The 12,960-nt window shown below is 69.6% G+C and carries 12 protein-coding genes; 4 read left to right on the top strand and 8 right to left on the bottom strand.

Features of this window, described 5'->3' with window-relative positions; all coding sequences use genetic code 11:
- Positions 1 to 83: 83 nt before the first annotated feature.
- The 3 genes from A6048_RS10955 to A6048_RS10945 form a co-directional block, all read right to left on the bottom strand.
- Complete coding sequence (locus tag A6048_RS10955; protein WP_200837283.1) at positions 84 to 1,061, bottom strand: FecCD family ABC transporter permease; 978 nt, start codon at positions 1,059 to 1,061, stop codon at positions 84 to 86.
- An 86-nt stretch (positions 1,062 to 1,147) separates the two neighbouring features.
- On the bottom strand, positions 1,148 to 2,182 hold the full coding sequence (locus A6048_RS10950) for an iron-siderophore ABC transporter substrate-binding protein (RefSeq protein WP_107749008.1): 1,035 nt from the start codon (positions 2,180 to 2,182) through the stop codon (positions 1,148 to 1,150).
- Positions 2,183 to 2,323: 141 nt separating this feature from the next.
- Complete coding sequence (locus A6048_RS10945; protein ID WP_107749009.1) at positions 2,324 to 3,223, bottom strand: AraC family transcriptional regulator; 900 nt, start codon at positions 3,221 to 3,223, stop codon at positions 2,324 to 2,326.
- Between the two features lie 161 nt (positions 3,224 to 3,384).
- Here A6048_RS10945 and A6048_RS10940 point away from each other — a divergent pair, with 161 nt between their 5' ends.
- Both A6048_RS10940 and A6048_RS10935 read left to right on the top strand, forming a co-directional pair.
- Positions 3,385 to 4,917, top strand: a complete 1,533-nt coding sequence (locus A6048_RS10940) for an MDR family MFS transporter (RefSeq protein ID WP_107749010.1) — start codon at positions 3,385 to 3,387, stop codon at positions 4,915 to 4,917.
- Positions 4,918 to 4,939: 22 nt separating this feature from the next.
- Positions 4,940 to 6,112, top strand: a complete 1,173-nt coding sequence (locus A6048_RS10935) for a sterol desaturase family protein (RefSeq protein ID WP_107749011.1) — start codon at positions 4,940 to 4,942, stop codon at positions 6,110 to 6,112.
- A 132-nt stretch (positions 6,113 to 6,244) separates the two neighbouring features.
- Here the strand turns inward: A6048_RS10935 and A6048_RS10930 are convergent, their stop codons facing one another.
- The gene (locus tag A6048_RS10930; protein WP_107749012.1) at positions 6,245 to 6,526 is read right to left on the bottom strand and encodes a hypothetical protein; all 282 of its coding nucleotides are present in this window, start codon (positions 6,524 to 6,526) and stop codon (positions 6,245 to 6,247) included.
- Between the two features lie 109 nt (positions 6,527 to 6,635).
- On the opposite strand from A6048_RS10930, the gene A6048_RS18265 reads away from it, so the two are divergent.
- The gene (locus A6048_RS18265) at positions 6,636 to 6,776 is read left to right on the top strand and encodes a hypothetical protein (protein WP_159110162.1); all 141 of its coding nucleotides are present in this window, start codon (positions 6,636 to 6,638) and stop codon (positions 6,774 to 6,776) included.
- Between the two features lie 36 nt (positions 6,777 to 6,812).
- Here A6048_RS18265 and A6048_RS10925 read toward each other — a convergent pair whose 3' ends face one another.
- On the bottom strand, positions 6,813 to 7,655 hold the full coding sequence (locus A6048_RS10925; RefSeq protein WP_107749013.1) for a formate/nitrite transporter family protein: 843 nt from the start codon (positions 7,653 to 7,655) through the stop codon (positions 6,813 to 6,815).
- Between the two features lie 183 nt (positions 7,656 to 7,838).
- Here A6048_RS10925 and A6048_RS10920 point away from each other — a divergent pair, with 183 nt between their 5' ends.
- Positions 7,839 to 9,926, top strand: coding sequence for an NAD(P)/FAD-dependent oxidoreductase (locus A6048_RS10920; RefSeq protein ID WP_107749050.1), 2,088 nt, complete (start codon positions 7,839 to 7,841; stop codon positions 9,924 to 9,926).
- Positions 9,927 to 9,929: 3 nt separating this feature from the next.
- On the opposite strand, the gene A6048_RS10915 is transcribed toward A6048_RS10920, so the two are convergent.
- From A6048_RS10915 to A6048_RS10905, 3 genes are read right to left on the bottom strand one after another with little or no spacing between them, the layout of a single operon-like run.
- The gene (locus tag A6048_RS10915) at positions 9,930 to 10,922 is read right to left on the bottom strand and encodes an alpha/beta hydrolase (protein ID WP_107749014.1); all 993 of its coding nucleotides are present in this window, start codon (positions 10,920 to 10,922) and stop codon (positions 9,930 to 9,932) included.
- Positions 10,919 to 11,773, bottom strand: coding sequence for an SDR family oxidoreductase (locus A6048_RS10910; protein WP_107749015.1), 855 nt, complete (start codon positions 11,771 to 11,773; stop codon positions 10,919 to 10,921). The genes A6048_RS10915 and A6048_RS10910 overlap by 4 nt, the downstream gene beginning before the upstream one ends.
- Positions 11,770 to 12,960 carry an MBL fold metallo-hydrolase gene (locus A6048_RS10905; protein WP_107749016.1) on the bottom strand — a complete coding sequence of 397 codons (1,191 nt, stop codon included), beginning with the start codon at positions 12,958 to 12,960 and terminating at the stop codon, positions 11,770 to 11,772. Before A6048_RS10905 ends, A6048_RS10910 begins: the two co-directional genes overlap by 4 nt.

Below are 12,960 nucleotides of genomic sequence, written 5' to 3'. Positions count from 1 at the left end.
CGGGGCGTTCTGGGTCGCAGCGGTGGTGGCCGGAGAGTTCGAGGCCGCAGTGTTGGTGGTCTGAGTGTTGGTCGACACCGTCGTCACAGCTCCCTGATCTTCTGCCGGCGCACGATCGCGATGAAGATCGGGGCTCCCACGAGCGCGGTGATGATGCCCACGTCGATCTCTTCCGGCCGGGCCACCACGCGTCCGAGGACGTCCGAGGTGGTGACGAGGATGGCGCCGATGAGCGCCGAGAACGGCAGCAGCCAGCGGTGGTCCACGCCCACGAGCAGGCGGCAGGTGTGGGGGACGATGAGTCCCACAAAGGCGATGGGGCCGGCCACGGCGGTCGCGGCGCCGCACAGCAGCACCGAGCCGAGTGCGCCCACGGCCCTGGTCAGGACCACACGCTCGCCGAGCCCCGCGGCCAGGTCGTCGCCGAGGGCCAGCGAGTTGAGCGGACGGGCGGCGAGGAAACAGATCAGCGCGCCCACCACGAGGAACGGCAGCACCTGCTCGATCGCCTCGGTGCTGGCCCCGCCGACGCCACCGACCTGCCAGGAGCGCACGCCGCCGGCGATGTCCCCGCGAGGCAAGACCACCGCGCTGATGAACGAGGTGGCCGCCGCCGAGGTCGCCGCGCCGGCGAGAACCAGTTTGAGCGGGGTGGCCCCGCCGCGTCCGAGGGAGCCGACCGTGTAGACGAACACCGCGGCGATGCCGGCGCCGACGATCGCGGTCCAGATGTACCCGGTGTAGGTCCACAGACCGAAGTACGCGATCCCCACCACCACGGCCAGCGAGGCGCCCATGGTCACGCCCAGGATGCTCGGGTCCGCGAGCGGGTTGCGGGTCACGCCCTGCATCACCGCACCGGCCAGCCCCAGCGCCGCGCCCACGAGCATCGCCAGGATGGTGCGGGAGATCCGCTTGACCACCGAGGCCTCGCCGAGGCCGTCGGTGGAACCGCCCAGCGCGGCGAGGATCTCCTCGAGGGAGACGGTGCGGGAACCGATGGAGATCGAGGCGATCGCGACGACGACAAGGACCGCGATCGACACCAGGAGCCACGCCACCCGGACGCGCGCCGGGCGCCGCACCGTCCTGACAGCAGACGTGGCGGCACCCGGCGTCGGGAGGGCGGCCGTGGCCGGGTTCGCGGTCACTCGCCGTTGCCGACGGCCTCCGCCAGCTGCGTCACGTAGTCGTCGAGCACCCACGAGATGGCCAGCGGCGTGGGGTTGGCGGCGGTGCCCATCGGGCCGCTGCCGTCGAGGAACACGATCGCGTCGTTCTTGACCGCCGGCATCTGGGACAGCAGCGGATCGGACTTCAGGGTGTCGACGAGCTCCTGGTCGCCGTAGGTCACGATCAGCTCGACGTCGTCGAACTGGTCCAGCTGCTCGGCGCTGATGCTGCCGGAGTACTTGCCGCTCGCCGAGGCCTCGGTCACGGCGGCCGGAGTGGCCAGGCCCAGGTCCTCGAAGAACGCTGCCCGGGTGTCGGCGGCGGTGTAGAAGTTCACCGTGCTCAGGTCGGTCGGGTCGACGTGGGTGAGGAACATGGTCTTGGTGCCCTCGAGCTCGGGGTGCGCGGCCGTGGCCTCGGCGATCTCGGCGTCGAGTTCGTCGACCAGCGCGTCGCCCTCGGCCTCCATGCCCATCCCCATGGAGTTGAAGCGGATCGTGTCACGCCACGAGGTGGCCCACGCCTCCTCGGGGTAGGCCACGACGGGGGCGATCTCGCTGAGGGTGTCGTAGTCCTCCTGCGTCAGCCCGGAGTAGGCGGCCAGGATGACGTCCGGCTCGGTGTCCGCGACGGCCTCGAAGTCGATCCCGTCCGTCTCGTCGAACAGGACGGGGGGCTCCGCGTCGAGCTCCTCGAGTCGCTCCTCGACCCACGGGAGCATGCCGTTGCCGTCGTCGTCACCGAAGGTCGCCGCGGCCATCCCCACCGGGACGACCCCCAGGGCGAGCGGCACCTCGTGGTTGGCCCACGCGACGGTGGCCACCCGCTCGGGCGCCTCCTCGATGGTGGTGGTGCCGAGCGCGTGCTCGATCACCACGGGGAACGCCTCGGACCCGCCGGATGCGGCCGCGCCCGTCGACTCCTCGGAGTCGGCGGACGAACCACATGCGGACAGCACGAGGGCGGCCGTGGTGGCGATCAGGAAGTGGACAACACCGCGAGAACGCATCAGGGCGGCTCTCTCATTCTGGAGAAGATGAACAGGGCAGGACCCACCCGGACCCGGCGCCTAGTCATACAACGCGCTGGCCATTAGGTGAGGCTGGCCTAAGACATTACGACCGAGCCGTCCCGCGGCGCAATCGCTCGATCAGGACGCCGGATATCGCGGTTCGGACAGGCTGGCGGTCGCAGCGGCGGCACCGCCTGGGCCGCCGAGAGGCGTGTGGCCAGGGCTGGTGGCAGGGCTGACAGCAGGGCGGAACTGTCCCGGGGTGAGCCCGGTGGTGCGCCGGAAGGCCGCGCCGAACGCGCTCGCCGAGCGATAACCCACCCGCACGGCTACGTCGTCGACCGGCATGCCGGTGCCCAGCAGAACAGAGGCGTGCTGCGCCCGGAACGCCGCCTGCCAGGCGCCGAAACTCAGGCCCGTCTCGGCCCGGAACGCCCGGGTCACGGTCCGCTCGCTCACGCCCAGCCGCGTCGCCCACTCGGACAGCGACCGGTCGTCGCCGGGGTGGGCCTCCAGCGCGGCCACGATCGGGCGCAGCAGTTCGGCGTCCGGCCGCTGCACCAACAGGGCGTGAGGGGAAGGCTCGAGAAGGTCAAACACCATCTGCTCGGTGAGCTCTCGCGACCGGGTGCCCAGCGTGTGGTCCACCAGGCGCTCGAGCAGCAGGGTGAGCAGCGGTGTCACCTCCACCGCCACGGGCTCGGGCGGCAGCGGCGAGCTGGTGCGCGTGTCCACGTGGGCGGTCCGGTACCAGGTGCCCGCCGGTGCCGCCGCGGAGTGCAGCACGCCCGCGGGGATCCACAGGCCCACGACAGGGGTGATGGACCAGGTGCGCGAACCGATCGTGGCGGTGGACGCTCCCGACCGGTTCCACAGCAGCTCGTGAGTGGGGTGGGAGTGCGGATCCCACTCGGTGTCGCGGGCCACGAGTTCGTCCATGCCGGTGATCACGAACGGCATCACCGCGCCACCCGCCTCGTACACGGGCAGGGTGCGCGTCTCCACCTCGCCCCGTCGCGCAGTGCTGGTCCCGGTCATGCGGTGATTGTCGCACCACCGCTCGACCCGCTTCCGTAACGGTGGTCACATCAGCAAGCCCGCCCGCGATCCTGCAGTACAGTGCGAGGGTTCCCGTGCGCGCCGCTGAGGCCACGCCGGGCTTCCCACTTTGTCTCGACCCGTAATTTCTAAGGATTCCCGTGACGACTGAGTCATCCGCCGCTGCCGTGTCGCCCGCCCAGCGGGACCCCGCCCTCGGCTCCCCGCCGCTGCCCGCCGCCACCAAGCGACTCATCGCCCTGCTCGTGGCCGCCGCCTTCGTGGTGATCCTCAACGAGACCATCATGTCTGTCGCGATCCCCGAGCTGATGGGGGAGTTCGCCGTCACCGCCGCCACCGCCCAGTGGCTCACCACGGCGTTCATGCTCACCATGGCCGTGGTCATCCCGTTCACCGGGTGGATGCTCATTCGATTGCCGCTGCGGACGGTGTTCATCATCGCCATGACCACGTTCACCCTCGGCACCCTGCTGGCCTCGCTGGCACCGGTGTTCCCGATCCTGGTCGCCGGCCGGGTGGTGCAGGCCGTGGGCACCGCGATCATGATCCCGCTGCTCATGACCACCGTGCTCAACGTGGTGCCCGCGGACCGTCGCGGCCGCACCATGGGCGTCATCTCCATCGTGATCGCCGTGGCCCCGGCCATCGGTCCCACCGTCGGTGGTCTGGTGCTGGACGTGCTGAGCTGGCGCTGGATGTTCTGGTGCGTCCTGCCCATCGGGGTGCTGGCCCTGGTGGCGGGTGCCACGCTGATCCGCAACGTCACCGCCACCCGCGCGATCCCGCTCGACATCCTCTCCGGCGTGCTCTCGGCCGTCGGCTTCGCGGGCCTGATCTTCGGTCTCAGCTCCTTCGGTGAGGCCGCCAACGACAACGCCCTGGTGTCCCCGTGGGTGCCCGTGCTGGTGGGCGTGGTGGCGCTGACGGTCTTCGTGTGGCGTCAGCTCGCGCTCAAGGACTACGCGCTGCTGGACGTGCGGGCCTTCACCTTCCGCACCTTCACCGTCAGCCTCACGCTGATGCTGCTGTCCATGATGGCGCTGTTCGGAACCCTGATCCTGCTGCCGCTGTACATGCAGCAGGTCCTGGGCACCACCACCCTCGAGTCCGGCCTGGCGCTGCTGCCCGGCGGCCTGCTCATGGGTGTGCTCGGCTGGTTCGTGGGGCGACTCTTCGACCGCATCGGCCCGCGCCCGCTGATCATCCCGGGCTCGATCCTGGCCGCCGCCGGCCTGTGGGGCATGTACACCTTCTTCTCCGCCGACAGCTCGCTGGTCATCGTGGTGGTCTGGCACATGATCCTCAGCGTGGGCCTGGCACTGCTGTTCTCGCCGCTGCTCACCTCGGCGCTCGGGTCCCTGCCCCCGCACCTGTACTCGCACGGCTCGGCGCTGCTCAACACCCTGCAGCAGGTCGCCGCGGCCGCGGGCACCGCGCTGTTCATCACCGTGATGACGCTGGGCATCGTGGCCGGCGCCGAGTCCGGTGAGGGTGACGTGGCCGCGCAGATGAACGGTGTCCACAACGCCCTGCTGGTGGGCGCGATCATCTCGCTGATCACCGTGGTCGGCGCGTGGTTCGTCCGCAACACCGCGCAGACCGAGGGGCCGGCGACGGCCGCGATGGCCGAGGACGCCGCACCGGCAGGGGCTCCCGCCCACACACCGAAGTGACCCACGTCATATCCTCTGGGGTGTGAAGGTAGATCTGACGGTCCTGGCCATCCCCGGCTTCATCGCGGCGATGGCGGCCGAATACACCTGGCAGTCCCGCAATCCGGCTGACGGTGAGCGGGCCGGCGACTACGAGTTCGCCGACACCATGGCCAGCCTGTCGATGGGCGTCGGCAGCCTGGTCGCCCCCTACGTGGCGGACATCCTGCTCGCGCCCGTCACGCCGCGTACCGGCCGGTACGCCAAGGCGCTCATGGGCCTGTCGCTGGCAGCGGCGGCGGCCGCGACCGTGGGAGACGTGGTGCGGCGCACCCGGACCACCGGTCTGCTCAAGGCGGGCGCCCTGCCGTCGAGGGTGACGAGGGTGTCATCGTCACCTTCCGGTGCCGCTGTGTCTGGCGACGACGACGAGCTCCCCGTCTCCGCCCCAGCGCCGGTCGCCGGGGCGGCCCAGGTGCCGCCTGCGCTGCGACGCATCACCGGCGGGTCGGCGGTGACGGCGTTGGCCTCGGCGGTGGTGACGGTCTCGACGTTGTGGAGTGCGGAGACGGCGAGCAAGAAGCTGTTCCGGCTCTCCCCGCTGGACCTGGGCACGGGGCCGCTGGCGTATGCGGTGGCGATCCTGGGCTGGGACTTCATCTACTACTGGAACCACCGCTTCGACCACGAGAGTCGCTGGCTGTGGGCCATGCATGTGGTGCACCACTCGAGCGAGCGCTACAACTTCTCGACCGCCCTGCGTCAGCCCGTGGCCGAGGCGTTGACCATCTACGTGCCGTACGGGGTGCTCTCGCTGCTGGGCGTGCGGCCGGCGCTGGTGCAGGACGCCCGCTCGATCAACCTGATCTACCAGTTCTGGGTCCACACCGAGGTCATCCGGTCGATCGGGCCGTTCGAGCGGGTGTTCAACTCGCCCGCCCATCACCGCGTGCACCACGGCAGCAACCGTGAGTACCTCGACCGCAACCACGGCAGCATCCTCATCCTGTGGGATCGGCTGTTCGGCACCTTCGAGCCCGAGGGGAAGAAGGTCGTCTACGGGCTGACCAGCAACATCGACACCTTCAATCCGGCGCGGATCGCCACGCACGAGTGGGTCGGCATCGCCCGGGATGTGTTCCGGTCCGAGACCTGGAAGGACCGCGTCGGGTATCTGGTGCGCGGGCCGGGGTGGGCCGGGGCGCGGAGAGCGTAGGCCCGCTGACCTGCAGTGCCCTGCACGGGGTGTGCAGGGCGCCGCAGTTCGGGGAGCCGGGCCGGTCTGAGGGCTGGGTCAATCTGAGGGCTGGGCCGGTCTGAGAGTCCGGCCGGTGAGGGGCTGGGCAGCCTAGCCCGCCAGCAGGAACCACGCTCCCAGAGAGACGAAGGTGACCAGCGCGAAGGAGATGACCGCGGCGACAAGGGCGATCAGCGCGCGCGATCCCCCGCGGTTGCTGCCGAACTTCATCACGACGACAGCCAGGAGTGCGCCGAGGGTCATCGCCGGAAAGACCGGAGCACTGACCTGGTCCGCCCCGTGGGTGTTGACCTGCCACGCGGTCCACACAGTGGTGACGAGAAAGAGGACTGCGAACGCGCCCGCGAGCGCCACGAAAGTCTCTCGTGCCATCGGCGATCCTCCTGTGCTTCATTGTTGCTCCGCCGCAGCGTAACGGGTGCCCGGTAGGGTGCGATTTCACGTGAAAGGCAATGCACCCGAATCCGTAAGGAGCGACGTCGTGTTTCCCTCCGGCTCGATCGAGAATCCGCTGCGCTATCTCTTCGGCCCCGGGCCCGGTGAGGCGTCTTGCCTGGCCCTGACGCCGGAGTGCATGGGCCTGCTGCCGTATCTCGCGGCCCGGTTCGGCGTGGGCTCCTGACGCACGAGCAGAGCCTGACCGCCCGGGCGGGGTGTCTCAATTCGCCTCGTCTTCCAAGTCTTCGAGGGAGATCTCGCCCGTGCGGACGGCCTTGAGTACCCGGTGAGTGCGCACCAGGCGGGGCAGCGTGATGATGAGCAGCCCGCCGAGCATGTTGAACGGGATGACGATCGCGAACCAGTACAGGAAGTCCGGGATCGTGATGCCGGCCCCGGCGAGCATCGCGGCAAAGATGATGATCGCGTTGATCGCTCCGTGGAGCATGCCGAGCCCGATCACGAGCAGCCCGGAGATCATGCACAGGAGAGCGCTGACGACGTCGTTGCTGGTGCCCTGCTGCATCCGGGTCCCCAGGGTGATGGTGGCACCGGCGAGCAGGGACAGGGCGATCATGATCACCAGCGAGGGCTGATCCATGTACTTCACGGCGGTGTCCACAATGGTCTGGTGGTAGTCCGGTAGTGCCAGTACGACGATCGAGATGAAGGCCAATCCGCCGAGCAGGTTCGTGACCAGGGATACCGCCCACAACCGCACGATCTGCGTGATGGTGCCCTGGCCGGCGACCACCGCGTTGAGCGGAAGCAGGAACTCCTCGGTGAAGAGTTCGGAGTGGGCGAGCTTGAGCGCGAGGAGGCCGATGCCGAACGCCATCCCGGCCAGGATGTCGGAGTCGGTGGCCTGCTTGACGAGCATCATCGCGAGGATTCCCAGCCCCACGTCGATGCCGCCGAAGAACCCGGTGACCATGAGCTCGGGCCACTTTCGGTTCAGGCGCTCGGCGCCCTCGACAACCGTGTCGACGGCCTCCTCCAGCAGTTCGTCCTCGATGTCGAGATCGTTGTTGCCCAGACGCTTGCGCTGCGCTTTCTGATCCATCGGGAAAGACTACGGGGACCGGATTCCTGAGGAAGGAAGACTCGCTCTCCCTCACGAGGAAGTGCACCTCGTCGTCGTCGCCCCGGTCTCGGTCCCCACTCAGAACTAGAACCTGTTCTTGACACCCGTCAACCCCAGCGTATTCTCCTCTGGGTGACCACCCTCACCTCCTTCCCTCGTCTCATGTCGCCCGGGCGTATCGGCCCCATGTCCACGGCCAACCGCATCGTTCTGCCTGCCATGGACATGAACGTCTCGGAGGATGGTGAGATCGAGCAGCGGGAGATCGACCACTACGTGGCCCGCGCGGCCGGCGGTGCAGGGCTGATCATCACCGGCGCGTGCGCGATCGCGTTCCCCGTGGGTGCGGCGTCCATGAAGGAGCCGGGGCTCTCGGACGACAAGTACATCCCCGGTCTCAGGGCGCTGGCCGACGCCGTCCACGCCGCGGGGTCGAAGCTGTGCGTGCAGTCCACCCATCACGGCAAGGTCGCGCGGGTGGACATCGCCAACGATCGGCCGGTGCTCGCCCCCAACGAGCCCGACTACGACTACGACTACTCCGCGCTGGCCGACAGCACCCCGGAGGAGCTGGGCCGCATCGGCGCCGCCACCGGTGGCAAGAAGATGGTCTACAAGGCAATGGACCACGAGGACATCGCGTGGCTCATCTCCACCTGGGCCGACGCCGCCGACCGCATCGCCCGCGCAGGCGCGGACGCGATCGAGATCCATGTTGCCCACGGCTACATCCTCGGCGTCTTCCTCAACCGGTGCGACAACCTGCGCACCGATGAGTACGGCGGCTCGCTGACCAACCGTGCGCGGTTGGCGTGCGAGGTCATCGCCGCGGTCAAGAAGCGGGTGGGGGACACGCTGGCAGTGCTGGTGCGGGTGGCCGGCGAGGAGTACGGCCAGGACGGCGGGCTGACGCTCGAGGAGGCGATCGAGGCGTCGCGGATGTTCGAGCGCGCCGGGGCTGACGCCATCCACGTGAGCGGCTGGGGCCGCAACCCCTTCGACAACTTCACCGACGGCCCCCTGCCGGACACCGTCGGCGCGTATCTGGACAACGCGGCCGCCATCAAGCAGGCCGTGTCGGTGCCGGTGATCGCCGTGGGCCGCATGCTGCCGGAGGTCGCGGAAAGAGCGATCGACGACGACAAGGTGGACTTCGCCGCCATGGGACGGCAGCTGCTCGCCGATCCGGAGTTGCCCAACAAGCTGCGCGCCGGAACGCCGGAGCTGGTGCGCCCGTGCATCAACTGCTACCTCTGCGTGGCCGAGAACTTCTTCGACGACACCCCCTTCTGCGCGGTCAACCCGGCGCTGGGCAACGAGACCCTGCTGCCGCTGACGCCCGCCCCGGCCCGCACCCACGTCGTGGTGGTGGGGGCGGGTCCGGCCGGGCTGGAGGCCGCGCGCGTGCTGACCGAACGCGGTCACCGCGTGACCGTGGTGGACAAGGCCGACCGGCTCGGCGGGACCATGTGGTTCTCCACCATGACCACCCCGGACAACGAGCCGCTCATCCGCTGGTTCCGGGCCGAGATCGCGCGCCTGGGCATCGACGTCCGCCTGAACACCGAGGCGACGCTGGACTCCATCCGCGCACTGCAACCCGACTGGGTGGTGGTGGCCACCGGGGCCGTGCGGCCGGCGCCGCAGATCCCGGGCGGGGACCTGCCGATTGTGCAGACCGGTGACACGCTGCGAAATCTCATGCTGGGCACCGCTTCATCCAGCGAGGCCGGGTTGGCGCTGCGGGTGATGGGGAGACTCGGTCGCCTGTCGGGCGTCACCAAGAGCCCGTCGCTCATCCGTCGGCTGACCAAGATCGCGCTGCCCATGGGTAAGAACGTCGTGGTGATCGGCGGATCGCTGGTCGGCCTGGAGTTGGCCGAGTTCCTGGCCGAGCGCGGTCGCCGGGTGACTCTGCTACACGACGGTCAGCAGCTCGGTCTGCCCCTGGCCATGCCGCGCCGCTGGACCGCCGTCCGTCACGCCCGCGAACACGGCGTCGACATCCAGCGCCGGGTCACGGTGACCCGGATCACCGAGTCCGACGTGCAGTGGACCGACCGCAAGGGCAACGCCGCCTCGGCCCCGGCCGACATGGTGATCTACGCCGATGGCACCACCGCCTCCGCGCCGCTGGCAGACCAGTTGCGCCACGCCGGCGTGGAGGTCGAGGTGATCGGCGACGCCGGCGAGGTGGGCTACATCCACGGTGCGATCCACTCGGCGTGGGGCGTCGCGACGGTGGGGTGAGGTCTACCCGCCCAGCACCCGTCGCAGGAACCCGAGCGTGAGCTCCCCGGCCCGCTTGCTCTCCGGGGTCAGGGCGTCGAGTACCGGGAAGGCGTGCACAGCCGTGTGCCAGCGGTGGGTCTCGACGGTCCGGCCGGCGGCGTGGAGTCGCTCGGTCAGCTCGAGTGCCGCGGTCTCCACCAGCTCGCCCGCGGCCAGGGTGATCAGCGTCGGGGGGAACACGGCGGGGTCGCAGTCGAGCATCGACCGGCAGCCGGGCAGCTGGTGGGGACGGCTGGACCACAGCTGCTGCGCTCGACGCACCGTACTGGCCGGTTGGTAGGCGTCTCGGGTGAACCACGGGCCGTCGCTCAGTTCTCCGTCGAGGTCGACCAGCGGGGAGTACCCGACCAGTGCGGCGGGTGGCCGGATGCCGTCGCGGGCCGCCAACTCGCAGAGCTTGGCCGCCAAGAAGCCGCCGGCCGAGTCTCCGGCCACCACGATCCGGTGGTCCTCGGGCAACTGGTCGGAGAGCGCACGATAGGCGCGGTAGACGTCGTCCACCACGGCGCCGATGTCGACCTCCGGCAGCTTCCGGTACCGGACCGAGTGCACGGGAGCGCCGAGACCCGTCGCCAGGCTGCTGCACAGCCGGCGGTGGGTGCTCGGGCCGCAGAAGACAAAGGCGCCTCCGTGGAGGTAGAGCACGGCCACGTTCGCCATCGCGTCCCGATCGGCGGCCTCTGAATCGAGTGCCACGGGGGTGATGGTCACCGCCGGGACGCCGCCCAGAGTGTCCTGGTCCACGTGGACGCCGGCCGGGTGCGGGAGCCGGGTGAACCCGCGCTCGACTGCGGCGAGTCCACGGATCCCGGCGTCGGTCAGCGGCCAGACCCGGTACACCTGCCGCAGCGTGGCGCGGGCGGCCCAGTACAGGGCGCGCGACTGCGGGCTGGGGTCGCGGTGGGTGATGACGGCATCGCTGGTGGTGACGGCATCGTTCACGCGTGCGGTCATCGTCGTGCGGACTCCTGTGTCGCGAGCAGCCGGCGTTGTGTCCTTCGCCCCTGCGCGGCCATGAGGGGCAGGCCCGCCCCGGCCAGTCGCGGGAAGGTCGCACCCAGGCGGGCGAGCGCTCCACGCCAGGCCGGGACGGCGGTGACAAGGCGGGGTGAGTCCAGCACCGTGCCCACCGCGCGCACCACGTCTCCGGGCTGGAGGAGGGACCCCGAGAAGGACAGGGCGGCCTGCGGATCAGTCAGTTTGTCGTGCAGCATCGGGGTCCAGATGCCGTCGGGGCAGATGCAGGAGATGGCGATGTCCTCCACGCCCGCGAGCCTGAGATCGATGGCGGTGCTGGTGCTGAACCCCATCACGGCATGCTTGGAGGCGGCGTACACGGCCTCACCCGGCACGGCGGAGATCCCGGCGAGCGAGACGATGTTGATGATGTGCCCGCCGGGGCTGGCACTCCCGACACCACGGCCGCGCATCGCCTCGATCGCCGCGACGGTGCCGTTGATCGTTCCGAGCGTGTTGACGTCCACGAGGAGACGCCGCTCGTCCTCGTTCTGCTCCCACGCCGGGCCGGTGAGCAGTACACCGGCGTTGTTGACCCACACATCGATGCCCCCGGACGCTGCGACGAGAGCATCCCGCGCCTTCTCGACCTGCTGGTGGTCGCGCACATCGACGGCCGCCCAGGTGGCGATCCCGCCGATCTCGGCGGCGGCCGCGGCGGCGGTGTCGGCATCGAGGTCGGTGACCATCACCTGGTACCCGCGAGCGGCGAGCAGGGCGGCGATGTCCTTACCCAGGCCGCGACCGGCCCCGGTCACGAGCGCGCTGCGTGACCTCGTCGTCGTCACTTCTCGTTCTTCAGTCCGGACCGGATCTGACCGTAGGAGATGCCGCCGTGGCAATAGGTGGGCACGACGGGCCAGAAGCGCTTCCACGGGACCAGCTCGGTGGAGGGCAGGATCTGCAACCAGCGCGGGTCGCCGGGGCACGGGTCCGCCATGGTCTTCTCCTTGATCATGGAGTCGTACTGGTCCAGCGAGTCCTCGAGCGTGTTGGCGTTGGGGCAGATCTCCCGGCCGAACTGCTCGTGGTAGCGCCGCACGCCCGGGATCTTGGACAGCTCCGGCTGCCAGTTGTCCAGGGAGATGCCGTTCTCCGAGGACACCCAGACGCCGTCCGGCGTGTTGATGACCAGCGAGTGGTTGCCGTCGGTGTGGCCGGGGGTCCACATCAGGGCGATGCCGGGGCCGAGCTCGATGTCCCCGTCGAACACGGCGAACTTGTCCCGGTCGACCCCGCCCAGCCCGTCCTCGACGTACCAGGCCCACTGCATGGGGTGCAGGTCCTCGAGGGTGGCCAGTTCGCGCCGGTGCACCAGCAGTCTGGCGTCGCCGAACAGCGGCGCGCGGGGCGCGGTGTCGCCGGGGATCACCTCGGTCGAACCGAGGATCATGCGTGGGTCCTGGACGTGGAGGTGGTCGAACGTGCAGAAGTCCACGTCCTGCGGCGTGAGCCCGACCTTGGCGAGCGCCTGGTCCGGCTCGTTGAAGTACTTGAGGAGCAGCTTGACGGCCACGTTGCCGCCGGGGATCCGGTCGACGAGCGACTGCAGGTTGTCGTAGAAGGGCGCCTCGGCGGACCCGGCGGGGACGGTCGGCTCGAACACCAGGGTGCGGGGGCGGCCGTTCCAGTCGTCGTACTGCACCACGATCATCCGGTTGATCATGGTGATCAGCGGCAGGCTGGGGACCGAGACGGCGTTGTTGAAGGCGTACTTGACCGGATACGGCGCGGCGGCCACGTCCACGGACTGCACCGCTCGCACCTGCCCCTGCTGCACGAAGCGCGCCTTGTACTCGGTGGCCGCCGCGCGAACAGCCCTGAGGCGCTCACCCCGGGGCCACAGGTCGTGGACGCCGTCGAACTCGGGGATCGACCGCGCGCCGATCTGCTCGAGCATCCGCTCGGACGACTGTGGTTCGCGCAGCGCCTGGTCACGCAGTTCGTGGTCGGGCGTCTTCTGTTCGCGCAGCAT

Source organism: Dietzia psychralcaliphila (assembly GCF_003096095.1).
Classification (GTDB): domain Bacteria; phylum Actinomycetota; class Actinomycetes; order Mycobacteriales; family Mycobacteriaceae; genus Dietzia; species Dietzia psychralcaliphila.
Note: the sequence above shows the minus strand (reverse complement) of the source record. Positions and strands in the feature narration are given on the sequence as shown.